The organism is Amycolatopsis sp. TNS106 (assembly GCF_019330265.1).
Lineage (GTDB): Bacteria > Actinomycetota > Actinomycetes > Mycobacteriales > Pseudonocardiaceae > Amycolatopsis > Amycolatopsis lurida.
Map to the genome: position 1 here is coordinate 5,282,759 of NZ_CP024972.1, position 24,807 is coordinate 5,307,565.

The 24,807-nt window shown below is 67.7% G+C and carries 28 protein-coding genes; 9 read left to right on the top strand and 19 right to left on the bottom strand.

The genetic code is table 11. The features are described 5' to 3' along the window. The first annotated feature begins 5 nt into the window (after positions 1-5). A complete protein-coding gene (locus CVV72_RS23600) occupies positions 6-1,400 on the top strand; it encodes a hypothetical protein (protein WP_219145853.1) in 1,395 nt (464 codons plus the stop codon). A 40-nt stretch (positions 1,401-1,440) separates the two neighbouring features. On the opposite strand, the gene CVV72_RS23605 is transcribed toward CVV72_RS23600, so the two are convergent. The 7 genes from CVV72_RS23605 to CVV72_RS23635 all read right to left on the bottom strand — a co-directional run bounded on the left by CVV72_RS23605 (position 1,441) and on the right by CVV72_RS23635 (position 5,999). Beyond that, positions 1,441-2,142, bottom strand: coding sequence for a hypothetical protein (locus CVV72_RS23605; RefSeq protein WP_219145854.1), 702 nt, complete (start codon positions 2,140-2,142; stop codon positions 1,441-1,443). A 116-nt stretch (positions 2,143-2,258) separates the two neighbouring features. Continuing rightward, positions 2,259-2,597: a hypothetical protein gene (locus CVV72_RS23610; RefSeq protein ID WP_219145855.1), complete on the bottom strand. Its 339-nt coding sequence runs from the start codon at positions 2,595-2,597 to the stop codon at positions 2,259-2,261. Between the two features lie 34 nt (positions 2,598-2,631). Continuing rightward, the gene (locus CVV72_RS23615; RefSeq protein WP_219145856.1) at positions 2,632-3,492 is read right to left on the bottom strand and encodes a PD-(D/E)XK nuclease family protein; all 861 of its coding nucleotides are present in this window, start codon (positions 3,490-3,492) and stop codon (positions 2,632-2,634) included. Positions 3,493-3,711: 219 nt separating this feature from the next. Beyond that, positions 3,712-4,341, bottom strand: a complete 630-nt coding sequence (locus CVV72_RS23620) for a MarC family protein (RefSeq protein ID WP_016331481.1) — start codon at positions 4,339-4,341, stop codon at positions 3,712-3,714. Further along, positions 4,338-5,201 (bottom strand): PHP domain-containing protein, encoded by an 864-nt coding sequence (locus CVV72_RS23625; RefSeq protein WP_219145857.1) that lies wholly within the window; start codon positions 5,199-5,201, stop codon positions 4,338-4,340. Before CVV72_RS23625 ends, CVV72_RS23620 begins: the two co-directional genes overlap by 4 nt. Before the next feature lie 51 nt (positions 5,202-5,252). After that, the gene (locus CVV72_RS23630; RefSeq protein ID WP_034313292.1) at positions 5,253-5,813 is read right to left on the bottom strand and encodes a PH domain-containing protein; all 561 of its coding nucleotides are present in this window, start codon (positions 5,811-5,813) and stop codon (positions 5,253-5,255) included. A gap of 24 nt (positions 5,814-5,837) precedes the next feature. Next, positions 5,838-5,999, bottom strand: a complete 162-nt coding sequence (locus CVV72_RS23635) for a hypothetical protein (protein ID WP_005167589.1) — start codon at positions 5,997-5,999, stop codon at positions 5,838-5,840. A 186-nt stretch (positions 6,000-6,185) separates the two neighbouring features. On the opposite strand from CVV72_RS23635, the gene CVV72_RS23640 reads away from it, so the two are divergent. Beyond that, positions 6,186-6,614 carry an NUDIX hydrolase gene (locus CVV72_RS23640; RefSeq protein ID WP_219145858.1) on the top strand — a complete coding sequence of 143 codons (429 nt, stop codon included), beginning with the start codon at positions 6,186-6,188 and terminating at the stop codon, positions 6,612-6,614. A 124-nt stretch (positions 6,615-6,738) separates the two neighbouring features. Here CVV72_RS23640 and CVV72_RS23645 read toward each other — a convergent pair whose 3' ends face one another. After that, entirely contained in the window at positions 6,739-7,842 is a 1,104-nt protein-coding gene (locus CVV72_RS23645) for a DUF2332 domain-containing protein (RefSeq protein WP_219145859.1), read from the bottom strand. Between the two features lie 33 nt (positions 7,843-7,875). Beyond that, positions 7,876-8,379 carry a MaoC family dehydratase gene (locus CVV72_RS23650; RefSeq protein ID WP_034313413.1) on the bottom strand — a complete coding sequence of 168 codons (504 nt, stop codon included), beginning with the start codon at positions 8,377-8,379 and terminating at the stop codon, positions 7,876-7,878. Between the two features lie 324 nt (positions 8,380-8,703). On the opposite strand from CVV72_RS23650, the gene corA reads away from it, so the two are divergent. The 3 genes from corA (at position 8,704) to CVV72_RS23665 (ending at position 11,452) form a co-directional block, all read left to right on the top strand. Then, positions 8,704-9,792, top strand: coding sequence for a magnesium/cobalt transporter CorA (corA, locus tag CVV72_RS23655; protein WP_034313298.1), 1,089 nt, complete (start codon positions 8,704-8,706; stop codon positions 9,790-9,792). Between the two features lie 176 nt (positions 9,793-9,968). After that, entirely contained in the window at positions 9,969-10,616 is a 648-nt protein-coding gene (locus CVV72_RS23660) for a metallophosphoesterase (protein WP_219145860.1), read from the top strand. Next, positions 10,613-11,452 (top strand): chromosome partitioning protein ParB, encoded by an 840-nt coding sequence (locus tag CVV72_RS23665; RefSeq protein ID WP_219145861.1) that lies wholly within the window; start codon positions 10,613-10,615, stop codon positions 11,450-11,452. Before CVV72_RS23660 ends, CVV72_RS23665 begins: the two co-directional genes overlap by 4 nt. 73 nt (positions 11,453-11,525) lie before the next feature. Here CVV72_RS23665 and CVV72_RS23670 read toward each other — a convergent pair whose 3' ends face one another. Further along, positions 11,526-13,043 (bottom strand): MFS transporter, encoded by a 1,518-nt coding sequence (locus CVV72_RS23670; protein ID WP_219145862.1) that lies wholly within the window; start codon positions 13,041-13,043, stop codon positions 11,526-11,528. Positions 13,044-13,165: 122 nt separating this feature from the next. On the opposite strand from CVV72_RS23670, the gene CVV72_RS23675 reads away from it, so the two are divergent. Further along, positions 13,166-13,843, top strand: coding sequence for a TetR/AcrR family transcriptional regulator (locus tag CVV72_RS23675; RefSeq protein WP_219145863.1), 678 nt, complete (start codon positions 13,166-13,168; stop codon positions 13,841-13,843). Between the two features lie 328 nt (positions 13,844-14,171). On the opposite strand, the gene CVV72_RS23680 is transcribed toward CVV72_RS23675, so the two are convergent. Then, entirely contained in the window at positions 14,172-15,095 is a 924-nt protein-coding gene (locus CVV72_RS23680) for a hypothetical protein (protein WP_219145864.1), read from the bottom strand. A gap of 199 nt (positions 15,096-15,294) precedes the next feature. Between CVV72_RS23680 and CVV72_RS23685 the strand changes: the two genes are divergently transcribed. Further along, positions 15,295-15,495 carry a PspC domain-containing protein gene (locus CVV72_RS23685; RefSeq protein WP_034313416.1) on the top strand — a complete coding sequence of 67 codons (201 nt, stop codon included), beginning with the start codon at positions 15,295-15,297 and terminating at the stop codon, positions 15,493-15,495. Positions 15,496-15,498: 3 nt separating this feature from the next. Here the strand turns inward: CVV72_RS23685 and CVV72_RS23690 are convergent, their stop codons facing one another. From CVV72_RS23690 to CVV72_RS23720, 7 genes are all read right to left on the bottom strand, one after another. Beyond that, positions 15,499-16,260: an NPP1 family protein gene (locus CVV72_RS23690; protein WP_219145865.1), complete on the bottom strand. Its 762-nt coding sequence runs from the start codon at positions 16,258-16,260 to the stop codon at positions 15,499-15,501. A 179-nt stretch (positions 16,261-16,439) separates the two neighbouring features. Beyond that, the gene (locus CVV72_RS23695) at positions 16,440-17,618 is read right to left on the bottom strand and encodes an ABC transporter ATP-binding protein (RefSeq protein ID WP_219145866.1); all 1,179 of its coding nucleotides are present in this window, start codon (positions 17,616-17,618) and stop codon (positions 16,440-16,442) included. A gap of 3 nt (positions 17,619-17,621) precedes the next feature. Beyond that, positions 17,622-18,464 carry a carbohydrate ABC transporter permease gene (locus tag CVV72_RS23700; RefSeq protein ID WP_219145867.1) on the bottom strand — a complete coding sequence of 281 codons (843 nt, stop codon included), beginning with the start codon at positions 18,462-18,464 and terminating at the stop codon, positions 17,622-17,624. Beyond that, positions 18,464-19,360 carry a carbohydrate ABC transporter permease gene (locus tag CVV72_RS23705; protein ID WP_219154079.1) on the bottom strand — a complete coding sequence of 299 codons (897 nt, stop codon included), beginning with the start codon at positions 19,358-19,360 and terminating at the stop codon, positions 18,464-18,466. The genes CVV72_RS23700 and CVV72_RS23705 overlap by 1 nt, the downstream gene beginning before the upstream one ends. 50 nt (positions 19,361-19,410) lie before the next feature. Further along, a complete protein-coding gene (locus tag CVV72_RS23710) occupies positions 19,411-20,733 on the bottom strand; it encodes an ABC transporter substrate-binding protein (RefSeq protein WP_219145868.1) in 1,323 nt (440 codons plus the stop codon). Positions 20,734-20,978: 245 nt separating this feature from the next. Continuing rightward, positions 20,979-21,494: a general stress protein gene (locus CVV72_RS23715; protein WP_063272123.1), complete on the bottom strand. Its 516-nt coding sequence runs from the start codon at positions 21,492-21,494 to the stop codon at positions 20,979-20,981. 60 nt (positions 21,495-21,554) lie between these two features. Further along, positions 21,555-22,751: an acyl-CoA dehydrogenase family protein gene (locus CVV72_RS23720; protein ID WP_219145869.1), complete on the bottom strand. Its 1,197-nt coding sequence runs from the start codon at positions 22,749-22,751 to the stop codon at positions 21,555-21,557. A 204-nt stretch (positions 22,752-22,955) separates the two neighbouring features. Between CVV72_RS23720 and CVV72_RS23725 the strand changes: the two genes are divergently transcribed. After that, entirely contained in the window at positions 22,956-23,330 is a 375-nt protein-coding gene (locus tag CVV72_RS23725; RefSeq protein ID WP_219145870.1) for a DUF4190 domain-containing protein, read from the top strand. A gap of 49 nt (positions 23,331-23,379) precedes the next feature. Continuing rightward, entirely contained in the window at positions 23,380-24,021 is a 642-nt protein-coding gene (locus tag CVV72_RS23730) for a DUF4190 domain-containing protein (RefSeq protein WP_219145871.1), read from the top strand. Between the two features lie 18 nt (positions 24,022-24,039). Here CVV72_RS23730 and CVV72_RS23735 read toward each other — a convergent pair whose 3' ends face one another. Beyond that, positions 24,040-24,780, bottom strand: a complete 741-nt coding sequence (locus CVV72_RS23735; protein WP_219145872.1) for a hypothetical protein — start codon at positions 24,778-24,780, stop codon at positions 24,040-24,042. Positions 24,781-24,807: the final 27 nt, after the last annotated feature.

Genomic DNA, 24,807 nt, shown 5'->3' on the forward strand with positions numbered 1-24,807 from the left:
GGCACGTGAGCGAACGCTGGGACGCCGCGCCGAACGATGAACCGGCGCGGCCCGTGCCCGCCGATCCCGGGCAGCCGGACGGCAGCGAGCCGGAGACGGCCGAAAACGCGATCGGCACGGAAGACGTGCTGGAGGCCGATCCCGCCCAGCCGGTGGCCACCGAGCCGCCGCTGGGCGGGAAACGCGCCCGGCGCTCGCCGTGGAACCGCACGCGGGATCGCGTGATCGCCGCGGCGATCGTGGTGGTCGTCGCGATCACCGGCGTCGTCCTCGGTGTGACCAGCGACAACGCGGCGACGGTCGCGCAGGTCGCCGCCACCCTGCCGCCAGGGCTCCCGCCCGCGCCGGCGCAGGTTCCCGGCTCACTGAGCGAGCTGTGGCAGGCACCGAGTTCGTCGACACCCGTCCCGATCGGCGAAGCCAATAGCGTCGTCACCGCGGACAAGGGCGAGGTGCTCGGCCGGGACCCGTACACCGGCGAGGTCCGGTGGCGCTACTCGCGCGATCTCGAACTGTGCACCGTCGCGCTCGCCGGAATCAAGGTGGACGCGGTGTACCGCAAGGACACCGGCTGCAGTGAGGTCACCCAGCTCGACGCGGGCACCGGGCGCCGCACGGCGCAGCGCAACGGCGACGCCGAACTCGGGACCAGGCTGGTCGTCGACGGATCGCACGTCACCACGACCGGCAAGAACCTGCTCAACACCTGGCGCGACGACCTGGTCAAGAGCATGGAGTACGGCCAGGTCCCCGCCATCGTGAACCCGAACAAGCAGCCGAGGACCGGCTGCACCTACGGCACGGTGGCCGCCGCGGCGGGCAAGATCGGCGTGATCGAGCGCTGCCCCGGCGACCCGGCCGACCGGTTCACCGTCTACCGCGCGACCAACGACGAAGCCGACGACCCCAAGGTCGAATACAGCACCGTGCTCGCCGGCAGGAACGCGAAGGTCGTCGCGATGTCCGGTGATCTCGCGCTGATCGTGCTGCCCGAGCAGAAACTGCTCGTCATCTACGGCGGCGACGGGCTGCAGAAGTCGGCGTACCCGCTCGACGTGCCCGACGCGGACATCGCGCAGGATCCGGTGGGCGGCATCATGACGACCTCGTGGACCGCGCAGGGCGTCTACTGGTTCACCGGCTCGAAGACCATGGCGTTCTCGCGGGACGACCTCACACCGCGCTGGACGCTGAACAACTCCACCGGCCCCGGGGTGACCTTCGGGGAGCAGCTGGTCGTGCCGATCCAGGGCGGGCTCGCCGTGCTCGACGAGACGACCGGCGCCACGATCCGCACCGTCGGCGTCGACCGGCGCGGCTACACCGGCCCGGTGCTGCTTTCCTCGGTCGGGCCCGTGCTGCTGGAGCAGCGCGGCCCCACCCTCGTCGCGCTCAAGTGACCGGCAGGCGGTAGCAAAGGTCCCTTGCTCCCGCCTGCCGTCAGCGCGTCGTCGAAGCCCTGGAAGTACGCAGCCGGCTGACTTCCTTCCAGCACCACTTGCCGCCTTCGCTGGCGAGCGTGCCGGTGGCGGTGCCCGGCCGCCCGGCGACGGTCAGCGTGACGGCGACCGTGTACTTGGTCTCGGAGACCTTCGTGACCGGGCCGAGCGAAGCGTCCGAGGCTTCGTCGACCCGCTCGATGATCTGGTCGATGTCCTTTTCGGCGCTCCCGCACTTGAGCGCCGTCAACGCGGCCCGGTCATGGGCGTTGATGCCGTCGATGATCGCCTGCGCGGTCCCTTCCGGGCCGGACGCCTTTTCGGCCTTGTCGTCGCCGAGGAAGAACCCGGGAGCGACGAATCCGGTGATACCCAGCGTGAGCACCACGACGGCAGCGGCGGCGATGCCCACGATCAGGCCGGTCTTGGAGTTCTTCGGGGGCGCGGGCGGCCCGCCGAAGCCCTGGGGGTACTGCTGGTTCTGGCCGTACTGCTGCTGGCCATAGCCGGGGTACTGCTGCTGCGGGAACGCGCCGCTCTGGTCGTAGCCGCCCTGCGGATACTGCTGCTGCCCGGGGTATTGCTGTTGCCCTGGGTATTGCTGCTGTCCGGGGTACTGCTGCCCGCTTTGGTCGGGCTGTCCCGGGTACTGCTGCCCGCCTTGGCCGTGGTCAGGCTGTCCTGGCTGGGGTGGGTAGGTCATCGACAGTGCCCTTCGTCCTCGCTGCGGGGCAGCGTGTTCATCCACGACATGCCCCAGTGAGCCATAGTTTCGCAGCGGCGGGACGCTTTTCGGGCCGATGACACCTTCCTGCCGTATCAGCTCCACCAGAACAGGCTCAGCGCGGCCGACACGCTCACCACGACCAGGAGACCCGCGTAGCCCGCGACGCGGCCATTACGCGAATCGGCGACCCGTTGTGCCAGCAAGGCGACGACCGCCGCGACCGGATGGCCGATCAGCATCAGGAGTCCCGGCCCCGGCGCACCGGTGACCAGACAGAGCGAAGCGATCGCGACGACGCACACCGCGAGCACGGCCATTCCGGCCGCGAGCGCTCCAGTCAGCCCACGCCAGAACCGGCCGTTCTCGGGCGTCTTGGGCTCGTCCTCGGGCCGCGGGATGATCGCGAGCTCTTCGGTGTCCGGTGACGACACGTCCTCGCCTGTCCAATCGTCGGGTTTCGAGATTCTAGGGCGCCAGCAACTCCCACGGCTGAGCCGCGGGCCCGGCCTCCTGGCCTGCCGCGCAACTGGGCCGGAAGTCGCACCATGAGCAACGACGGCCAGGGCGCGCCGGGAACAACACGTCCCCGTCGCCGCCCGCGTCCAGGGTATCCGCTGCCAGCCGCAGGTCCCCGGCGGTCTCGTCGGCGCGTTGGAGATGCCGCTTCAGGCTTTCCTCGGTGTGCTCGGCGGCCGCGATGGTTCCGGTGGGCACATGGTGCAGCTCGACCTGATAGCACGGCGTCCGCAGCGTCCTGGCGGCCGCGACCGCGTACAGCGCCAAGGCCTGTGACGAGCGCGCCTCGTACTCGTCCGGCTCTCGGCGGCCGGTCTTGTAGTCGATGATCACCAGCTCACGACCGCGTTGGTCGATCCGGTCGGCGCGGCCCTCGATGATGAGGCTGGGCCCGCTGCCCGGCTCGAGCGTGACCGGCGCCGAAACCCAGCGCTCCAGCCCGACGGGATCGACGCTGACGTCGTTGTGCTCGACGTACTCCGCGACCCAGGCCTTGGCCCTGGCTCGGTACCGGGCGGCCTGGTCGGTGTCCTCGAACCCGGCGTCCTTCCAGTGTTCGGCGACGAGCGCCATCGCCCGCTGCGGCACGCGCTTGATCACCGGCAGGTCGAACAACGCCCGCAAAGCGTTGTGCACCACCGCACCCAGCGTGCTGTGTGCCCACGCGCCGGTGCGTGCCGGGGACGGCCGGTCGAGATACGACATGCGGTAGCGGCGCGGGCAATCTTCGAACGTCGCGAGGCGCGCGGGCGAGACCTTCGTCAGCTTGCGCGGCGCTTCGACGCCGAAGTCGAAACCAATTTGCTCCATCGGATCACCCCGCGCGCAACGCTACGCACCCCCACCGACACTTTTCGAGGGGATCCCCAGGAAGGGAGCAAGGGACCTTTGCTACCACCTCGGGGCCCAGGGGAAGCGTGCCGGTCCGTGAAGGCCTCCTTGAGGGACCCTGGGTCCGTGAAGGGGGCCTTCACGGCATGCCGCGGTCGGGCGGGGGAGCAAGGGACCTTTGCTACCACTCGCGCCCGGTCACGTGCCCGAGATGAAGCCCTTCACCGAGTTCGCCACCAGCTCGACCGCGATGGCGGCCAGCAGCAGACCGGCGATCTTCGCCAGCAGCGTGATGCCGCTTTCCTTGATCAGCCGGATGACCACGCCCGAGTACCGCATGCACAGGTACAGCACGAAGTGCACCGTCACGATCGAAAGCGCGAGAGCCACGTACGCGCCCACGTGCCCATCGGCCTGCCGGACGAAGACGATGGTCGCGGCGATCGCGCCCGGACCGGCGAGCAGCGGTGTCCCGAGCGGCACGAGGGCGACGTTGACGTCGTCGCCCGCCGCCTCGGCCTCGCCGCCGGTCTTGCCGGTCAGCAGTTGGAGCGCGATGAGCAGCAGCAACAGTCCGCCCGCGCCCTGCAGCGCCGGGATCCCGATGCCGAGGTACGACAGGATCGCTTGTCCCGCGACGGCGAACAGCGAGATCACCAGCAACGAGACCAGCACCGCCTGCCGCGCGGCCTTGGCGCGGAAGGCCACCGATTTGCGGCCGGTCAGGCTCAGGAACACCGGCACCGTGCCGGGCGGGTCCATGATGACGATCAGCGTGATCGTCGCGCTCATGAACAGGCGCGCGTCGAAGAAGTCCGTGATCGTCACCGGGTCACGACCTGGTAGCCGGTCGACCGCGCGACGAGTTCTTCGAGCGCGAGCGGGTCGGTGGTCTCGTCGCCGAGATCGATGGTCTTGTTCGTGCCGTGGTAGTCGCTCGAACCGGTGCGCACGAGCCCCAGCTCCCCCGCCAGCCCGTGCAACTGGACGCGGGTCTCCTCGTCGTGGTTCGGGTGGTCGACCTCGACGCCGGTAAGCCCGTGCCCGGCCAGCCCGGCGAGCACGTCGACGGTGATGGTCGCGCCGCGCGTGTAGGCGAAGGGGTGCGCGATGACGGTGACGCCGCCCGCCTCCGCGATCATGTCGATCGCGTCCTCCACGAGCGTGTCCTGCCGCGCCACGAAGTACCCGCTGCCGTTGCCGAGATAGCTTCCGAAGGCCTCGTTCACCGACGAGACGACGCCTGCCCGCACCAGAGCCTGCGCGAGATGCGGCCGCCCGGCCGAACCGTCCTCCGGCAGCAGCGACATGACCTCGTCGGGATCGACGGGGAGGCCGTCGGCGGCCATCCGCTCGGCCATCACCCGCAACCGCCATCGCCGCTCCGAGCGGAGCCGGGTCTGCTCGGCGACGATCGACGGCGACGCCGGGTCGAAGAGATACGCGAGCAGGTGGACGCTGATATGCCGCCCGGTCACCGGATCGACGGAGATCGTGGACAGCTCGGCGCCGGGGACCAGGGTGAGTCCCGGCGGAAGTGCCTCCGCGGCCGGGGCCCAGCCGGCCGTGGTGTCGTGATCGGTGATCGCGACTACGTCGAGGCCCGCCTTCGCGGCGGCGGCGACCAGCCCGGCCGGGCTGTCGGTACCGTCGGAGGCGGTGGAGTGGGCGTGCAGGTCGATGCGCATCGCCGCTCAGTATCGACGATGCTCCAGGTCACAGCGACTCCGGGACCTGCGCTAACCGACCTTCTTCTTGCCGCGCGCCGCACGCTGTGCCTTGATCATCGAAAAGCGCTCGGCCTGCTTCTGCTTGTCGCCGAAGACGAGCTCGGAAATCGTGTCGTAGAACTCTTCCGGCTTCGGCAGGTAGTCGATGCGGTTCAGCGCCTGGATCTGGCCGGCGGACTCGACCACCATGGTCCCGTACCCCATCATCCGGCCCCACGCCGAACGCTCGTAGGTGAGGTCGGTGACCTTGGTGATCGGCATCATCAGCACTTTCGTCGTGAAGACACCCGTGGTCATCACGAACCGCTTGTCCGTGACCACCAGGCGCTCGACCCACCACTCCATCACCACGTACGCGAAGCGCAGGATGATGAGCAACGCGGCATACCAGAGGATGTTCTGGATGACCCACGCGGCGGGCGGCAACAGGTAGGAGACCAGGACGCAGACGGCCAGCAACGCGGCCGTCTCGAAGGTTTCCCACAACAGCACAGCCCAGTGCCGGCGGATCCTGATGACCCGCCGCTCGGTGTCGAGGAGATACTCGTCTGGATCGCGTGGGGCGAACATACCGATAGAGTATCCGCTCCCCCGCTAGCTGAAGACGTTGCTGACGAAGGTGATCACCGATTCGGCCGAGTCACGCAGGAAGCCGATGATGTTTCCCACGAGGCCCGCGGCCTGACCTGGCTGCGCGATCACGAAGAACAGCACCAACGCGATTCCTGCGAAAGTGAGGAGCTTTTTCGCGTTCACAGCGATCAATCCTGTCTCTTACGGTGACTGACTGCGGATACTGACCATTCATTTTGTACCGCACCTTCCACCGGCGCGGGAGGGAAGTCCCGCGCTTGGGTCAGCCGGCGAGGTGAAGTGTACCGTATGGCTACTCTCCGTGTACAGGACAGCCATTGTCAGGAAGCCCGCGTCTACCATTCGGGAATGAACACCGTTTCGGACAGCACCGTCCGCTGCGTAGGCGGCATCGTCCACGACGAGCTGGGACGGATTCTGCTGATCCGGCGCGCGAATGAACCCGGACGTGGACTCTGGTCGGTCCCCGGCGGGCGGGTCGAACCAGGCGAAACGGACGAAGCGGCCGTTATTCGCGAGATGCGCGAAGAGACCGGGCTCGACGTGACGCCGGGCACACTCGTCGGGAGCGTCCGCCGCGGCCCGTATGACATCCACGACTACGCCTGCACGGTCGCCGGCGGCACTCTCCGTGCCGGGGACGACGCCACCGACGCCCGGTGGATCGACGCCGAAACCTTGATCGAACTCGACAAAGACGGCCACTTGGCCGAACTCCTGTTCGTCACTCTCCGCGATTGGGGAGTGCTCCCGACCGGGCAGATCCCGCCGTCTTGACACCCGCTGTGCCCGATTCGGCGAAAGACGCGGCGATAAAGCAGCGCGGGAGGTGAAAATTAGCCTTCCCGATGCATTACCGACATCTCGCCGGGCCGAATGGGTAAACCTGACAGCCGGGGGCTCAAACCGGCAGCCAGGTCATCCGCTGCCCGTGCGGGGCCGTCCGGGCCAGCGCTCGCACGTCCGGTACTCCGGCGTCCCAGCGGACGAGGCCGAGCACGGCCTGATCCCCGGGTTCGGCGAGATCGGCCCTGCCGGGCACCAGGAGTTCCAGCGCGGCGGCGTAGAACTCCTCGCTGACCCACCACAGCGGCCGGTCCGCGGCGAGTTTCCGGAGCGCTTCGACGAGATCCGTGCGCCGCTCCCCCAGGTACGCCAGCACATGGCTGGTCAGCACCACGAGAGGTACGTCGGCGGGCAGCGTGGCGGCCGCCGAGGCGAGATCGTCGACGGCGTCGCCCGCGATCAGCTCCGGACGCTGCTTGGCCTGCGCCGCCGCGGCCGTGCGCAGAAGCCGGATCCGGTCCGGCTGGTCGGCCCAGACGCAGGCTTCGAGCCAGGCCAGCTCGTCCTCGTCGGCCAGGTCCACGGGTGCGCGGTCGAGGCCGGCGCGGGCGGTGATCGTCAGCTTCTTCGGCACCTTCGGCGTGACGGCGCCGGGCGCGAGGTCCAGTGCGCAGTGCAGGCCGACCGCGGTCTTCGCGGGCCCGGCGGTGAGCTGTTCGCCGCCGTCGCACTGGTAGCGGTAGGCGTATTTGTCCAGGCCGAGCAGCAGACCCGCGCTGCAACCGACCTCGAGCAGCGCGATCTTGCCGCCCGCCTCCTTCGCGGCCGTCGTCATCGCGGGATAGAGCAGCGCGGCACGGCGCACCTCGTTGGTCTGCGTGTACCGCGAGGAGATGATCGACCGGGCCTTGTCCGCCCGTTCCAGCAGGAACGAGCGGAACAGCGGCCAGGTCTCCGAGTCCACGCCGTCGAAACCGCCGACGGACGGGTAGTACCGCGAGAGCGGGTGGATGGGGTCGGCCTGGATGAGCCGGTGCGCCGTCGCCATGAGGAGCGTTCCGCGCGCTTCACCGCCGCGGGCGTCGGTCAGGAGACCGGCGACGTCGTCGTCCTCGGACGCCTTCGCCGCCAGGTGTTCGTACAACGGCGAAACGCCGGCCGCCTCGACCGTCGCGAACTTCCGCAGACGGCTCTTGATCTCATCCAGCCCGATGGGCATCGACGCGCTCCCTCTTCCCGTTCGTGACACCCATTATTCGTGCGGGACAGGACGGCCGGGCTGTTCACCGCCCCTGCTGTCACCGTAAGACCGTTTCGGCACCATCACCTTGCGACGGAAGACACACACGATCGTGCCGTCCTGCTTGTAGCCGCGGGTCTCGACGTAGACGACACCGCGGTCGTCCTTCGACTTCGACGGCGTCTTGTCCAGCACCTCGGTCTCGCCGTAGATCGTGTCGCCGTGGAAGGTCGGCTTCACGTGCTTCAGCGATTCGACCTCGAGGTTCGCGATCGCCTTGCCGGACACGTCCGGCACCGACATCCCCAGCAGCAGCGAGTAGATGTAGTTGCCGACCACGACGTTCTTGCCGAAGTCGGTGGTCTCCTCGGCGTAGTGCGCGTCGAGGTGCAGCGGATGGTGGTTCATGGTGATGAGGCAGAACAGGTGGTCGTCGTACTCGGTGACCGTTTTGCCCGGCCAGTGCTTGTAGACCGCGCCGACCTCGAACTCTTCGTAATAGCGACCGAACTGCACCCATTCCTCCTGCACGAGTAACGCGGCGTGAGCCTGGAACGACAGGCCTTCGTGTTGAGGAGTACCCTCGACCATTGGTGTCGGGTCGTCAACGCGACCCACACCACTGCGTAACCGTCCGCCGAGCCAAGGAGGTGAGGAACCCGATGTCCAGTGGCGATAGTCCGCTTCCTAGTAGTCGCAGCGTTTCCGCCTTCACATCTCGCCGGATCCCCACCTGGCAGGGCTGACGAAACCGGGAACGCTGGCCTAGCCGAGCGGCCCCCCGACCGCTTGGCCCGTCGTCTTCGCGCATCAACGCACGACGTCTGCCCAGGAGACCCCATGCCTGCCATTCCCTCGCTCGGCGGCCTTCGCGGCCGGAGCAACGGCCGCGCCAAGAGCGTCCCCGAACGCCCGCTGCCCGTCCCCCTTTCGGCGTACGTCGTCGATTGCGCGGTGTACGTGGAGGGCAAGCGCCTGCCCGGCCGCTGGACGCACGCCGAGGCCATCAAAGAGGTGCGCAAGCGGCACGCCGGGTTCGTCTGGATCGGCCTGCACGAGCCCGACGCGGTCCAGATCCAGGGCATCGCGGACACCTTCGGCCTGCACGAGCTGGCCGTCGAGGACGCGCTGGAAGCACACCAGCGGCCCAAGCTGGAACGCTACGACGACACGCTGTTCATGGTGCTGAAGACCGTCCGGTACGTGGAGCACGAGTCGCCCGCGACGGCGAACGAGATCGTCGAGACCGGCGAGCTGATGGCCTTCCTCGGCCGGGACTTCGTGATCACCGTGCGGCACGGGAACCACTCGGGGCTCGCCAGGCTGCGCCGCGAACTCGACCAGGATCCCGAGCGGCTCGACCTCGGGCCGTCCGCGGTGCTGCACGCGATCGCGGACCACGTCGTCGACCACTACCTCGACGTCACCACGGCGATCGAGTCGGACATCGACGAAATGGAGACCCACGTCTTCGCCCCGCGCTCCAAGGTGAGCGCCGAGCAGATCTACTTCATGAAGCGCGAGGTGCTGGAGCTGCGCCGCGCCGTCATGCCGCTGGGCACCCCGCTGCAGCGGCTCGCCGAGGGCTACACGCGGCTGATCCCGGACGAGGTCCGCTCGTACTTTCGCGACGTCTCCGACCACTTGACGACCGTGGCGGAGCGGGTCGCGAACTTCGACGAGCTGCTGACCACCCTGGTGGACGCGACACTGGCGAAGATCACGCTCCAGCAGAACACCGACATGCGCAAGATCACCGCGTGGGCGGCGATCATCGCGGTCCCCACGGCGCTGGCCGGCATCTACGGGATGAACTTCGACTACATGCCGGAGCTGCATTGGCGCTTCGGCTATCCGGTGGCGATGACGGTGATCTTCGGCGTCTGCATCCTGCTCTACCGAATATTCAGGAAGAACCGCTGGCTCTGACCTCTTCCCGCTTCGGTAGTACCTGGAGTTCCCCATGCCAAGGATCCTGACCAACCTCAAGTTCTGGGCGCTGGCGTTCTGCGTCGTCTGGCTCGGCATCGTGATCGCGATCATCGCCAAGGACCCCGCGTTCGCGCACGGCCCGAAGTAGGCCGTCCGGCATTACGCTGGAGCGCATGAAGGCGCTGGTCGTCGCGGACGAGGTCGAAGAGCGGTTGTGGACGTCCGCCGTCCGCAACCACCCTGCCGACCTCGTGATCGGCGCCGGCGACCTGCCGTACGACTACCTCGAGTTCCTGGCGAGCGCGCTCGACGTGCCGTGCGTGTTCGTTCCCGGCAACCACGACCCCGACCTGTCCGGTTACACGCGCTACGGCGGACTGTCCATGAAGGACGGTTTCCCCGCCATGTGGCCGGGGCCGGCGGGCGGGGTGAACGCGGACGGCCGCGTCGTCGACGTCGGCGGGCTCCGGTTCGCCGGGCTCGGCGGTTCGGTGCGCTACAACGACGGCCCGAACCAGTGGACGCAACGGCAACAGGCGCGACGTGCCCGGCGGCTGGTGCGCCGGGCACGGTTCCGTCGTTGGCGGGACGGCAGGGACGTGGATGTCCTGCTCACGCACGCGCCGCCGCGGCATTGCGGCGACCGCGAGGATCCGCCGCACCGCGGGTTCGACTGTCTCCATCGCACGATCGAGTTGTTGCGCCCGAAGTGGTTGCTGCACGGGCATATCCACCCGCACGGTGAACCCGTGCCGGACCGGGTGGTCGGCGGGACCACGGTCCGCAACGTGGTCGGGCACCGGATCATGGAGTTCTCATGAAGGACACGGGCTTTCCCCGCGCGGACGCGGAGCACGACTTCCTCCGCGCGCGACGGCGTCAGGTGCTGTCCCGGCTGGCGAACTGGCTGCGCCGCGAACCGGACGACGTCAACATCATGCTGCCGTTCCACGAGGTGGTCGACGCGCTCGGCTATCTCGGCGAACGGAAGATCGGGGCGCGGGTGATCCGGCTCGATTCGATCGTCGGCAGCGTCGATCGCGGCCGCGACTTCGACCGCCGCTTCCGCCCGACGTCCGGGCGGGTTCGCGAACGCTGGGAACGGCTGGCGCTCGCCACCCGGCGCGGCGAGTCGATCCCGCCGATCGAGGTGTACCGCGTCGGCGAGCTGCATTTCATCATCGACGGGCACCACCGTGTTTCGGTGGCGCACGCGATGCGACTGTCCACAATAGAGGCGATGGTCACCGAGGTGCGGACCAAACTGGACCCGAGCGGGATCCGGTACCGCGGCGACCTGATCGTGAAGGACTACCGGCGGCTGTTCCTGGAACGCGTCCCGCTTTCGGGGCACGCGCGGGCTTCGGTGGTGTTCACGGACCCGTGGGACTACGCGCGGCTCGGCGAGCACGTGGAGGCGTGGGGTTTCCGGCTGATGCAGGACGAAGGCGCCTACTCGGACCGCGCGACGCTGGCGCAGCGGTGGTTCGACGAGGAGTTCGTGCCGGTGGTGGCGATGCTGCGGCAGGCGGACCTGATCGGCTCGCGCACGGACGCCGAGGCGTATCTGTGGGTGGCTTGCGAACGGTACCGGTTGATCCGGACGCACCGATGGGACGACGAGGTCTTCGAGGCGGTGCGGTCACAGTCCCGCTGACGCGCTCCGCGCGTGCTATGAAAGGCCCCTTCATTGCAAATTTGCAATGAAGGGGCCTTTCATAGCGCTCCCCCTACATGTGCACGGCGACCGGAGCCTCAGCGCCCTCCGGCGCCTTCGCCGGGGCACCCGACCGCAGCAGCAGCCCGCAGATCACCGCACCGATGACGAAGATCCACCCGCCCCACACGAAAGCGGTCGTGTAACTGTGCACAGCCGCTTCGGCCGCCAGCTGCGGCGAAGGCGCCTTCCCGGCCAGGAACGACGTCGCCGCGTTACCGGCCAGCGTGCTCAACAGCGCGGTCCCGATCGAGCCACCGACCTGCTGCGCGGTGTTGACCGCCGCCGACGCGACACCGGCGTCGTGCGTGTCGACGCCGAAGGTCGCGACGCTCATCGCGGGCGCCATGGCGAGGCCGATGCCGACGCCCATGATCATCAGGGGGAACAGCACCCCGCCGGCGTACGTGCTGGTGGTGTCGATGGCCGAGAGCCAGAACAGCCCCGCGCCCGCGATCAGCATTCCCAGTGACACCAACGGTTTCGCGCCGAACTTCGGCAGCAGCACGGCCGTCGCCGACGTCGCGCTCGCCATCAGGGTGGCCACCATCGGCAGGAACGCGACACCGCTCTGCACGGGCGTGAACTGGAGGTTCAGCTGGATGTAGAAGGTGAGGAACAGGAAGATCGCGAACATCCCGATGGCGAGCAGGAACATCGCGAGGTACGAGCCGCCGCGGTCGCGGTCGAGCAGCACCCGCAGCGGCAGCAGCGGATGCGAAACCCGCTGCTGGATCACGACGAACGCGGCCAGCAGGACGACACCGGCGGCGAGGAAACCCCAGACCGAGACCGAGGACCACGAGTCGCGCTCGGCGTTGGCGAAGCCGTAGACCAGCGCGAAGAGACCGGCCGAGGCGGTGATCGTGCCCGGGATGTCGAGCTTCGGGCGCGGGCCGTCGGTCTCGGAGTTCTTCAGCAGCACGGCCGAACCGGCGAACGCGATCACCGCGAAGATGATGTTGACGTACATCGACCAGCGCCAGTCGAGGTACTCGGTCAGCACGCCGCCGAGCAGCAGGCCGATCGCCGCGCCGCCCCCACCGATCGCACCGAAGACGCCGAACGCCTTGCCGCGCTCCTTCGGGTCGGTGAAGGTCGTGGTCAGCAGCGAAAGGGCGGCCGGTGCGAGAAGCGCGCCGAAGACACCCTGGGCGGCTCGGGCGACGAGCAGCATTTCGATACTGGTGGCGGCACCGCCGATCGCGGACACGATGGCGAAACCCGCGAGCCCGACGAGGAAGGCGCGTTTGCGGCCGAAGAGGTCCGCGAGCCGCCCGCCCAGCAGGAGCAGGCTGCCGAACGCGAGCGCGTAGGCGGTGACGACCCACTGGCGGGCGTCGTTCGAGAAGCCGAGGTCCTGCTGCGCCGACGGCAGCGCGATGTTCACGACGGTGGCGTCGAGGACGACCATCAGCTGGGCGAGGCCGATCATCACCAGGATCAGCCATCTCCTGGCGTGGTGCGGGTTGGTGTGCTGCACGGCCGCGTCCCCCGGCGGCGTGGCGACAGCGGTGGATGAGTCAGACATACGGGCGGTTTCCTCACCGATAGTGACGAAGAAGCTATGTGGAGTAGGTATCTCCCCTTTCCGCGCCCAAGGTACACAAGAAGTGGAGAAGTGTCCTCTACTTCGTTTGTTAAGCTGGATGAATGGCTCGGGAACTCGCTCCCGCCGCACCGGCGCGGCCGTTGCGGCGCGACGCTGAACTCAATCGGCAGCGCATCATCGCGGCGGCGCACACCGTCTTCGGTGAGCGCGGGCTCGAAGCGACTCTCGACGACGTCGCGCATCACGCGGGCGTCGGCGTCGGCACCGTCTATCGCCGCTTCCCGAGCAAGGAACACCTGGTCGAGGCCATGTTCGTCGACCAGTTCGAGACGATCCGCGAGTTCGCCGAAGAAGCGCTTCGCGCCGAAGATCCCTGGGAGGGATTCGCGGGCTTCACGTGGCGCGCGGCCGAACTGCACGCCGGTGACCGCGGGTTACGCGAAGTCATGCTGTCGAACGTCTTCGGCCAGGAGCGCGTCGCCGAGGCGAAATCCCGCATGGTGCCGTTGATCACACAGCTCGTCGAGCGGGCTCAGGCGGCGGGCGTCCTCCGCGCCGACTTCGTGCCGACGGACATACCGCTCCTGCACCAGATGATCGGCTCGGTCATCGAGTTCACGCACGGTATCCAGCCGGAGCTGTGGCGCCGGTGCCTCGCGATGCTGCTGGACGGTCTGCGCGCCGAACCCGGGTGCACCACCCCGCTGCCCCATCCGCCCCTCGACGTCGAAGCACTCGACGAGGCGATGTGCTCCTTCCGCCTGCCCCGCCTTCGCTAGCCCCCACGCAATTAGTCACCTACTTGCGGCGCATTCACGTGCTTGACGGCGGAACTCGCGTGCTTGGGGACGTAACTCGCGTGCTTGAAGCCGCAACACACGTGCTCAGCCGGACGACACGCGCCGAACCCCGCGGCAGGCGTGTCGTCCGCCCAAGCACGCGAGTTACGCCTTCAGTCACGCGAGTTACGCCTCCAAGCACGTGAGTTACGTCTTCGAGCACGCGAGTTACGTCTTCGAGCACGTGACCTGGAGCCGGGGCCACGCATTTAGTCCTCTGGATGCGGTAGTTGCGCGTGCAAGGACCGCATCCAGAGGGCTAAATGCGTCAGGGGAGCTTCGGGAACACGGCGACGGCGACTTCTCGGGCCGCCGCGCAGGTGGCCTCCTCGGGCGCGCCGTCGACACCTACCACCGAAAGCATCGCCTGCTCGACCCGGTCCGGGGTACCCGGAATCGGCCGGTGCGTGGTCACCTGGCAGAACGCGCCGGACGTGGTGACCTGGACCTGCCGCCCACCCAGCGCCTCCGTCGCGCCCGGCGTGGTGTCCGCGCCCACCGACAGCGCGAAACTGACCTTGCCGCGGATGCAGCTGTGCCCAGACAGCGCCGGGGCCGGTTTGGTCTCCGGGCCGGCGGCGGCGTCGAGCTCGTGCTGGTCGAGCGGCGCGCACGGGGCGACCCGGCCCCACGAACGCTGGTCGAGGTTCAGCCGCCCGACCTTGCGCGCGCCGATCACCCCGGCCGCGCCGTCGACCGTCGCGTCGGCGATCCGGCAGCGGTCGGCCTGATCCGCTGGCGCGGTGTCGTCGGAGGTCACCGCGATGGACAGCCTGATCCCGTCGGCGAAGGTGAGCAGCCGGGTACAGGCCGTGTCCTCGTTGAACGTCGACCGCTGGACGCTGACACCTTCCGGCAGCGGACCGGCGTATTCGTACGGCTGATTGTTCGGATCCTGACCGGAAGTGATCGGGCCGGTGGTCACGGTGTAGCGATTGGCGCCCTCGACGAATTCGAGCCGGCAGAACTCGAAAGAGGTCAACGGCGGTTTGACCGCGTTTCCCCCGCCGATCACTTTCCGCTGGTCGACAAGGCTGCAGTAATCCAGCGACGAATATTCGCCGAGCGCCTCGGAAGCGGTCAGGGCCTCGCCACCCGCCGTGATCGACGGCGCCACCGCCGGTTCCGGGGTGGAACAGGCCGCGGTGAGGAACAGGCCGCAGAGTGCTGCGCTGAGTCTCTTCGAGGGCACCGGAGCAGTATCGTCAAAAGATCGCGGAACACCAGCCCCTACGGGCGAAGAACACAGGGTCCGCCACGTTTTCCCAGGTGATTGCCTTACCGTGATTTCACGCCCCTAGGGGTGCGTTTCGTTCCGCGGTGGGATGCGGCAGGGCCGTCACGAGACGAGAATGGGTTTCACAGACCGTGACGACCGAGAGGGAAGTACCGTGACGAACCCCGTAGCCGCCCGCCTGACCCGACCGCGCCAGGGCCGCATGATCGGCGGCGTCTGCGCCGGTCTCGCCAAACGCTTCGGCACCACGCCGGGCAAGGTCCGCCTGCTCGCCGTGCTGTCCTGCCTGCTGCCCGGCCCCCAGTTCATCGTCTACCTCGTGCTTTGGCTCGCCCTGCCCGAGAGCGAGTACTGATCCTCAGGCGTTGGGATCGAAGGGGATGCCCGCCGGTTTGGCCTTCCCCAGGTTGTATTCGAAGGAGCCGTCCTTGATCGCCAGGCTCGCGCTGCCGAAATCGGCGCGGACGAGCGTGTCACGGATACCGGGCGGGAACCCGTCCCAGCTGACGAGGTCCGGGTACTGCCAGGCGTTGTAGTGGTTCTCCGGCGGCTCGGTCGCGCTCGCGATGCGGAAGCAGTGGGTGCTCGCGCCGTCCTTGTGATAGACGATCTTCGGGTGGGTCCCCTCCCAGGAGACCTTGGAGCGGTCGTAAGTGGAGTAGTTGCCGTGCGCCGACGTCGAGACGTACCGGGCCTGGCCCTCGTTGACCCAGACGACGACGTGTTCGATGTCGTGCCGGTGCCCGCAGCAGTCGACGAGCGGGACGGCCTGGTCCTTTTCGAAGTACAGGTCGTAGAGGTGGGCGCACCAGCCGTTGTTGCACTTCGACCGCGCGTAGGAGTTGGTGTTGTCGAGGTCCGACCGGTCGCGGCACTGACCGTTGAGGGCTCCGGAGTTCTTGAGCCCGGTGGCGATCGCGCCGGTCGGTGAGATCGCGGGCGTCGGGTAACAGCCGTCGGTGTCGTAGTCGAAGGCTGGCTGCCACGTGCGGTCGGCGTCGGTCGCGTTCGACGGCAAGGCCTGCGGTGGTTCGGCCCAGGCGACGGCCGGGGCGAGCGTGGTGACGAGGACCGCTCCGACCAGGCCCTGCAGGAGACGGCGTGTCAGCTTCTTCGGCAAGGCAGGTGCCCTTCTCTAGGTACCGATGCGGGGCCGAGGATCCCCGATCGCCCCTGAGGCGTACACCGCCGAAGGTGGGGAATTCACGATGTCCGAAGTGGACAGGCGTAACTCGCGTGAAGGCCCCCTTCCCTCGGCTGAGCCGAGGGAAGGGGGCCTTCACGCGCTACAGGAGGGAGCTAGTCGGTGTAGGTCAGGTTCTTGCCGCTGGCCCCGTCGAACAGCTTGATCTTGTCCGCGTCGAACCACAGCTCGACGTCCTGGTTCTCCGCCGCCGACGAGGCCGCCGAGAGGCGGGCCACGATCTGCGACTCGGCGCCGGGGACGTCCGAGGAACCGCTGTCGGCGGCGAGATCCGCGAGGTCGGACGACGACGCGGCCGCACCCTCGACCGAGAAGTGCGCGAACTTCTCGGACCCCATCGACTCGAGGACGTCGACATGGGCGGTGAACGTCGCGCCCTGACGAGCGGCGGCGTCCACCAGCGCGGCGTCCTCGAAATGCTCCGGCCGGATGCCGACGATGACCTCGCGCGGCGCGTCGGCGGCTTCGACCAGCCGCCGCACCCGGTCGGTGAGCGGGATGTCGCCCAGCGCGCTGCGGGCCGTCCCGTTCTCCAGCGTCGCGGGCACGAAGTTCATCGACGGGCTGCCGATGAACCCGGCCACGAACAGGTTCGCCGGGTTGTCGTAGAGGAACTGCGGCGACCCGATCTGCTGCACGTAGCCCGCCCGCAGCACGACGACCCGGTCGCCGAGGGTCATCGCCTCGGTCTGGTCGTGCGTGACGTAGAGCGTCGTCGTGCCCAGCTGCTTCTGGATCTTCGACACCGACGTCCGCATCTGGCCGCGGAGCTTCGCGTCCAGATTGGACAGTGGCTCGTCCATCAGGAACGCCTTGGGGTTGCGGACGATCGCGCGCCCCATCGCGACGCGCTGCCGCTGGCCGCCGGAGAGGTTCGCCGGTTTGCGGTCCAGGTGCCCGGTCAGATCGAGGATCTGCGCCGCCTCCTCGACCTTCGCCCGCACCGTCCGGTCGTCGACCTTGGCCAGCCGCAACGGGAACGCCATGTTCTCCCGCACGCTCATGTGCGGGTACAGCGCGTAGGACTGGAACACCATCGCGATGTCGCGGTCCTTCGGCGCCTTCTCGTTGACGCGCTGGCCGTCGATGCGCAGTTCGCCGGAGGAGATGTCCTCCAGTCCCGCGACCATGTTCAGGGTCGTGGACTTTCCGCAGCCGGACGGGCCGACCAGGATGATGAACTCGCCGTCGGCGATCGTGATGTCCACTTCGGACACCGCGAGGGCGCCGTCGGGGTACTTCTTGGACACTTTTTCGAGAACGATTTCAGCCATGGGTCAGCCCTTCACCGCACCGGACGTCAGCCCCGCCACGATGCGACGCTGGAAGAACAACACGAACAGGATGATCGGGACGGTGATCACCACGGCGGCCGCGGAGATCGTCCCGGTCGGGTCTTCGAACTGCGACGACCCGGTGAAGAACGACAGCGCCGCCGGGACCGTGCGCGAGGCCTCGGTCGAGGTCAGCGAGATCGCGAACAGGAAGTCGTTCCAGCAGAAGATGAACACCAGGATCGCGGTGGTGAACACCCCCGGTGCCGCCAGCGGCGCGATCACCTTCCGGAACGCCTGCGCCGGGGTCGCGCCGTCCATCTTCGCCGCCTTTTCCAGTTCCCACGGGATCTCCCGGAAGAACGCGGACAGCGTGTAGATCGACAGCGGCAGCGCGAACGTGATGTAGGGCAGGATCAGCCCCGGCCAGGTGTCGAACAGGCCGAGCTCACGTTCGATGTTGAACAGCGGCGTCACCAGCGACACCTGCGGGAACATCGCGATCAGCAGCGACATCCCGACCAGCACCTGCTTGCCGGGGAAGTCCAGCCGCGCGATCGCGTACGCCGCCATCGTGCCGAGGACGACCGCGATCACCGTCGCGATGATCGCGATCCCGATCGAGTTCACCAGGGCCCTGATGAACTCCGTGGTCTTGAAGATGTCCGCGTAGTTCTGCCACGTCCATTCCGACGGGATGAAGTTCCCGTCGTCCAAGGTCTCCTTGGTCTTGAACGAAAGCGAGACCACCCAGAGCACCGGGAACAGCGCGAACACCAGCACGAGGATGTCGACGAGGCCCCATTTGACCTTGCGGCCGGGTGTGACCGCTCCACCGATCGCCATCAGCGCTTACCCCCGTCGTCGCTACCAGGCGCGGCCGTGCCGAACACCTTGATGAAGATGAACGCGATGATCGCCACCGTGAGGAAGATCAGCACCGCCATCGTCGACCCGATCCCGAGGTTCAACCCCTTGACCAGGTTGTTGTAGGTCTGCATCGACACCGACGACGTGTCCTGCGCGCCGTTGGTGAGCACGAAGATGTTGTCGAAGATGCGGAACGCGTCCAGGGTGCGGAACAGCAGCGCCACCAGGATCGCCGGCTTCATCACCGGCAGCATCACCTTCGTGAACCGCTGCCACGCCGTCGCGCCGTCCATCGCCGCGGCCTTCAGCAGGTCGTCCGGCACCAACGCCAGGCCGGCCATCAGCAGCAGCGCCATGAACGGCGTCGTCTTCCACACCTCGGCCAGCACGATGATCGCCAGCGAAGGCCAGTATTGGGTCAGCGGCGCGCTGTCCGGGAAGAACAGGTTGGCCAGATACCCCGTGTCCGGCGTCCAGGCGTAGTACCAGGAGAACGCCGCGACCACCGTCACGATGCCGTACGGGATCAGGGCGACCGTCCGCACGAGGCCCCGGCCCACGAGCGTCCGGTGCATGATCAGCGCCAGGCCCATGCCCAGCACGAACTCGATCACCACCGAGACGATGGTCAACCCCATCGTCGTCCCGAACGCCGTCCACCAGTACCCGTTGGACAGCACCGCGATGTAGTTGTCGAGCCCGACGAACTCCTTCTGCGCCGGGAACCGGAGGTCGTAGCGCTGCAGGGAGAGCCAGATCGAGTAGATGATCGGGTACCCGGTCACCGCGATCATCACGATCGCCGCCGGGGCGCACAGCCACAGCCCGAGTCTGCGCTCGGCCTTCTTTCCTTCACTGAGCACGGGTTTCATCTTCTTGCCCGGTTCGGCCGCGGTCGCCGAACCGGTGGTTTCCTGCACGGTCACGGGATCACCCCCTTCGACTGGAGCGCGTCGGCGAGCTGTTCCTTCAGCTTCTCCGCCGTCTTCCGCGGATCGATTTCAGAAGGCGGGGAAAGCACCTTCGACAACACCGTCGAGGCGTTCTGGTAGGCCGGGGTCAACGGACGCACGGCGGCGTCCTTGAGGGCCTCCAGGATCGTTTCCCGCATCGGGTACTTCGTGTCCATGCTCGGGTTGTCGTCGCTCTGCGGCGCCGTCGCGTCGAGTGGCAGCGTGTCCGTGTAGAGCGATTCGATCGTCGGCGGGACGCCGTCCTTGAGCGCGGAGAACTTCTGGTTCTTCGCGCTGCGCAGGCACAGCGCGACCTCATAGGCCTCGGCCTTGTGCTTCGAGGTCGAGCTGACCGCCAGGTTGTAGCCACCGATCGTGGTCTTGGCGGGCTTGCCCGCCTCGAACTGCGGATAGGTGGTCCACTTGAAATGCTTCAGCTCGTCCTTCTTCTCCTTGGCGTAGGAGGCGTAGACGAACGGCCAGTTCAACTCGAAGGCGGCGTTCCCGCGCTGGAAGGCCTGGCGGACCTCGTCCTCTTTGGAGTTGGTCAGCGACGGGTCGGTGATCCCGGCCGTGGTGACCTTCTTGAGCATCTCCAGCGCCTTGATCGCACCCTCGTCCATCACGACCGACTTGCCGTCGTCGGAGAGGATCTTGCCGCCGGCCGACTCGACGAGCGTGTTGTAGATGACGACCAGGCCTTCGTACTGCGCGCCGGTGAACACGACGTTCGCCGGCTTGCCCTGTGCCTTGAGCGCCTGGGCCTGCTGGATCATCTCGTCCCAGGTCTTCGGCGGCGTCGGGGTCAGGCGGTCGTCGTACCAGAGCAGCTGGACGTTGGTGTTCTTGGTCGCCGCGTAGAGCTTTCCGTTCCACGTGGCGGTTTCGAGCGGACCGGGCAGGACACCCGCGGTCGCCTCGGCCTTGGCTTCACCCGTCCATTCGTCGACCCAGCCCGCCTCGGCGAACTCCGAGACCCAGGTGACGTCCAGCCCGAGGACGTCGAGCGAATCGTCCCCGGCGGCCAGGCGCCGGACCATCTGTTCCCGCTGGCCGTCGGCCGGACGCGGGAGCTTGTTGTACACGACCTCGTACCGCCCGCCCGAGGCCTTGGTGCAATCGTCCACAACGGACTGGAAATTGTCTTCGGGCGCGTAGTAGACGTTGATCTTCAGCCCGGCATCCGAACCGCAACCCGCCAGCAAGCCGGCCGTCAGCGCTGCCGCGCCGAGTAGCGAGCCGGCGCGGCCTGGTGAGCGGCCCCTCCGGCTCGCGCTCATCCTCTTCCCCATGAGGCCTCCTCACCCGCGCACGCCTGGGGAACGGCGGCACTAGGACGCGTTGAAGAAGCCCGCGCGCCAGCACCCCGACGTGCTAGTGCTCGGGCGGACACGCTGGAGTACGCGACCGCCCGACTGGTGTTGTGCAACCTATTCCGGGCGATCACCGCCCGCAAGCAGTATCGGTAACGATTCAGCGGACCGCACGACGAACAGGTGAACGAGTACCGCCGAATGTCCGTGGTCCGGACTCGGAGTCATCCGGTGGGACGGCCGCCCAACGCCAGCTGGGCGAGGAGCTCACGCCCCTGTTCGGCCGAACGCGGCTGGCAGAGCACGTCGTAGCGGCCTGCGACCAGCTGGCTCGCGGAGGAGAAGTCGCGGCGGGACATGCTGTAGCTGATCGCCGCGAAGACCGTCCACGCCAGGATGCCGAGCACGAGCCCGCCGATCATGGGCTGCCAGGCGAAACCCTGGTTGTTGAACATGCCGAGCAGCAACCCGATGATCAGGCCGAACCACGCGCCGGACACCGCGCCCGTGCCCAGCACCCGGCCCCAGCTCAGCCTGCCGACGACGCGCTCGACGAGCATCAGGTCGACGCCGACGATGGTCACGTCGGAGACCCCGAACTCCTTTTCCGCGAGGAAACCGACGGCTTGCTGGGCTTCGCCGTACGTCGCGTAGGAACCGATCGGCCAGCCGGAAGGCGGTGTCGGCAGCCTGGGCAGCCCGCCCGCGGCCCGGCCGCTTCCGCCAAAGGGAGCACTCACGTAATCACCTCTCGCCCGTCCTGGTCCATCTTCTCAAGGACGGGCGAAAGGCGCGAACGTTCAGGAGCGGGACTTGTACTCGCGGAGCAGGCCGCGGCTGATGATGGTCTTCTGGATCTCGCTGGTGCCTTCGCCGATGAGCAGGAACGGCGCCTCGCGCATGAGGCGTTCGATCTCGTACTCCTTGGAGTAGCCGTAGCCGCCGTGGATGCGGAAGGAGTCCTGGGTGACCTCGGCGCAGTACTCGCTGGCGATCAGCTTCGCCATGCCGGCCTCGACGTCGTTGCGCTCGCCGGAGTCCTTGAGGCGGGCGGCGTTGACCATCATCAGATGCGCGGCCTCGACCTTGGTGGCCATCTCGGCGAGTTTGAACGCGACCGCCTGGTGCTCGGCGATGGCCTTGCCGAAGGTCTTGCGCTGCTGGGCGTACTCGACGGCGAGTTCGAACGCGCGGATCGCGATGCCGCAGGCGCGGGCGGCGACGTTGACGCGGCCGACCTCGACACCGTCCATCATGTACGCGAAGCCCTTGCCCGGCGCTTCGCCTAGGACCTTGTCGGCACCGACCTCGTAGCCGTCGAACACGGCCTCGGTGGTGTCGACGCCCTTGTAGCCCATCTTGTCGATCTTGCCGGGGATGGTGAGGCCGGGAGCGACCTCGCCGAAGCCCTCGGGCTTCTCGACCAGGAACGTGGTCAGGTTCTGGTGGGCCTTCTCGGCGCCTTCGTCGGTCTTGACGAGCAGTGCGATCAGGTTGGAGCTGCCGCCGTTGGTCAGCCACATCTTCGAACCGTCGATGACGTAGCCGTCGCCGGTCTTGCGGGCGCGGGTCTTGATCGCGGCGACGTCGGAGCCGAGGTCCGGCTCGGACATCGAGAACGAGCCGCGGACCTCACCGGTCGCCATGCGCGGCAGGAAGTGCTGCTTCTGCTCCGGCGTCCCATGCTGCTTGATCATGTGCGCGACGATGAAGTGCGTGTTGATGACACCGGAGACGCTCATCCAGCCGCGCGCGATCTCCTCGACCACGAGCGCGTAGGTCAGCAGCGATTCACCGAGGCCGCCGTACTCCTCCGGGATGGTGAGCCCGAACAGCCCCATCTCCTTCATCCCCTCGACGATGTCGGTGGGGTAGGTGTCGGAATGCTCGAGCTCCTGCGCGCGCGGGATGACCTCCTTGTCCACGAACTGGCGGACCGTGGCCAGGATTTCGGACTGCACGTCGGTCAAGCCGGCGGTCTGGGCGAGGCGAGCCATCGCTGCTCCCTAAATTCGCGCGCGCCGGGCTCCCGGCGCTGGGTTACCGGTGAGTATGACGGCTGGTGGGAGACCCCGCTATGAGCGCAGTCACGCGTACGCCATCCGTGGCAAGGGCCATCACGGTCCCCGTCGCGCCGAACATCGTCGCGAAACACGGGGCATTCCGGTAGCGATACGGTCCTCGTCGACGAGGGGACCTGCATGACGAATCCGCACGACCCGTACGGGCAGCAGCCGTCCGGGCAGTTCCAGCAGCCCTACGGTCTCCAGCCGTATCAGCCGCCGCCTCAGCTGTACTACGTCCAGCAGCCGTACGTGCGGCCGCCGGACCAGGGCATGGCGGTGGCGTCGCTGGTGTGCTCGCTGATCGGGCTGGTCATGTGTTTCCCGGCGATCCTCGGGATCATCTTCGGGCACATCGCGCTGTCGAAGGCCAAACGCGGCGAAGCGGGCGGCCAGGGCATGGCACAGGCGGGGATGATCATCGGATACGTCGTCACCGCGCTTTGGCTGATCCCGGTCATCCTGTGGTTCGTTTTCGTGGTGCTCGCGATCGGAGCCGCGGGCGTCTCGTGACCCGTTCGGACGATACGGTGGTGTCCCGCACGAACCAGGGGGCAACCGGATGAGCAGTTCCGACTCGCAGGACACACCGTCGACGTCGTCCTACACCGACTCGAACACCTTCTCGGACCCGACGGTGGTGTCTTCGGCGCCCGAAACCGTGTCGGGCCCGCAGCCCTTTCAGCCGCCGGAGCCCTTCAGTCCGCCCCCGCCGTTCGAGCCGCCCGCTCCGTTCGAGCCGCCCTCGGCTTCTTCCCCGGATCCCGCGCCCACTCCCGACTCGGCTTCCGTTCCGGTTCCGGTCGAGACGTACGGGCAGGCCATCGACCCGCTGACCGCCGAGCCCGTGCCGCCGCCTTACGCGCCTCCGGTCCCGTCGGTGTACGCACCCGTGCCGTTGCCCGCGGCGTACCCGCCGCCGCAGCCGTACAACCCGTACGCGGCGTCCGCTCCCCCGCGATCGCAGGACAACGGGATGGCGATCGCCGGGCTGGTGTGCTCGCTCATCGGGATCTGCTCCTGCGTGACGGTGATCGTCGGGCTGATCCTGGGGCATATCGGGCTGGCGAAAGCGAATCGAGGCGAGGCGGGCGGGCGTGGCATGGCGCTCGCGGCGGTGATCATCGCCTACGTCGTGATCGCGCTGTACGTCGGTTTCGGCGGGACGATGATCATTCTCGGGGTGAACGGGGAGCTCGAGTAGCGGCGCCGGCCGGGCTGTCTAGAGGTCAGCCGTCGTCACCGCGTTCTCCAAGGAGTGCAGGGAGACATATCGCTGCCGCTGCACGAAAGCCGAGCCTCGTCCGGCGCCGAGATACGGCAGTGCCTGCCGTAGCTGCCGGTGGTCGGGATGTCCTGGAGCGGTCAGCAGGAAGACCTGATAGCGGCCATCCGTCCAGGTATCGTCCGACGTCTCGATGACTTTCGCGATCTTGCGGTCGAAGCGATCCTCCGAAGCACCGAGCCGCGCTGCCTCTTCCGGAGACCACTCGACGTTGTCCCGGCGGTGAAGCACGGCGGGTACATCGAGCTTGATTTCACGGTCCGCGTAGAACGCCACACGCTCGATCGGCCGAAACGCCCGCCCGGATTGGCACACGTAAGCGGAGCAGGTCTCGTACAACGGCCAAGCGTGCTTCGCCGAAACGACGACGGTGTCGTCGACCGTGACCGGCCGCTGCGCGTAGACGGTCATCAGTCCGCTGCACCGCTTCAGCCAGCGCGCAGCATCCTTGTCGATGTACGCGACCAGGTCGAAGATCTGGCGAAGCTCGAAGGGTATGTCGACGTTGATCGTCGAGTCGTGGTGCGCGAGCCGGTTCCGGAACTTGCGGACCCGCTCGACCGCGACGGCGACCTCCTTTCGCTTTCCCGACGAGTGCGGGAAGGCGCGATGAAGACAATCGCGCCAGAGCTCCTCGTACTTGGGGCCGAGCAGACCTGACCAGAACCCGAAGCTCAATCCGGCGATGATCTGGTGCCGGGTTTC

Bases quoted from the DNA above. Each gene is read 5' to 3' on its own strand.
- CVV72_RS23605 (WP_219145854.1), bottom strand. From the start codon at position 2,142: ATGACCTACCCACCCCAGCCAGGACAGCCTGACCACGGCCAAGGCGGG.
- CVV72_RS23615 (WP_219145856.1), bottom strand. From the start codon at position 3,492: ATGGAGCAAATTGGTTTCGACTTCGGCGTCGAAGCGCCGCGCAAGCTG.
- CVV72_RS23625 (WP_219145857.1), bottom strand. From the start codon at position 5,201: ATGCGCATCGACCTGCACGCCCACTCCACCGCCTCCGACGGTACCGAC.
- CVV72_RS23630 (WP_034313292.1), bottom strand. From the start codon at position 5,813: ATGTTCGCCCCACGCGATCCAGACGAGTATCTCCTCGACACCGAGCGG.
- CVV72_RS23640 (WP_219145858.1), top strand. From the start codon at position 6,186: ATGAACACCGTTTCGGACAGCACCGTCCGCTGCGTAGGCGGCATCGTC.
- CVV72_RS23645 (WP_219145859.1), bottom strand. From the start codon at position 7,842: ATGCCCATCGGGCTGGATGAGATCAAGAGCCGTCTGCGGAAGTTCGCG.
- corA (WP_034313298.1), top strand. From the start codon at position 8,704: ATGCCTGCCATTCCCTCGCTCGGCGGCCTTCGCGGCCGGAGCAACGGC.
- CVV72_RS23660 (WP_219145860.1), top strand. From the start codon at position 9,969: ATGAAGGCGCTGGTCGTCGCGGACGAGGTCGAAGAGCGGTTGTGGACG.
- CVV72_RS23665 (WP_219145861.1), top strand. From the start codon at position 10,613: ATGAAGGACACGGGCTTTCCCCGCGCGGACGCGGAGCACGACTTCCTC.
- CVV72_RS23670 (WP_219145862.1), bottom strand. From the start codon at position 13,043: ATGTCTGACTCATCCACCGCTGTCGCCACGCCGCCGGGGGACGCGGCC.
- CVV72_RS23675 (WP_219145863.1), top strand. From the start codon at position 13,166: ATGGCTCGGGAACTCGCTCCCGCCGCACCGGCGCGGCCGTTGCGGCGC.
- CVV72_RS23695 (WP_219145866.1), bottom strand. From the start codon at position 17,618: ATGGCTGAAATCGTTCTCGAAAAAGTGTCCAAGAAGTACCCCGACGGC.
- CVV72_RS23700 (WP_219145867.1), bottom strand. From the start codon at position 18,464: ATGGCGATCGGTGGAGCGGTCACACCCGGCCGCAAGGTCAAATGGGGC.
- CVV72_RS23705 (WP_219154079.1), bottom strand. From the start codon at position 19,360: ATGAAACCCGTGCTCAGTGAAGGAAAGAAGGCCGAGCGCAGACTCGGG.
- CVV72_RS23710 (WP_219145868.1), bottom strand. From the start codon at position 20,733: ATGGGGAAGAGGATGAGCGCGAGCCGGAGGGGCCGCTCACCAGGCCGC.
- CVV72_RS23720 (WP_219145869.1), bottom strand. From the start codon at position 22,751: ATGGCTCGCCTCGCCCAGACCGCCGGCTTGACCGACGTGCAGTCCGAA.
- CVV72_RS23725 (WP_219145870.1), top strand. From the start codon at position 22,956: ATGACGAATCCGCACGACCCGTACGGGCAGCAGCCGTCCGGGCAGTTC.
- CVV72_RS23730 (WP_219145871.1), top strand. From the start codon at position 23,380: ATGAGCAGTTCCGACTCGCAGGACACACCGTCGACGTCGTCCTACACC.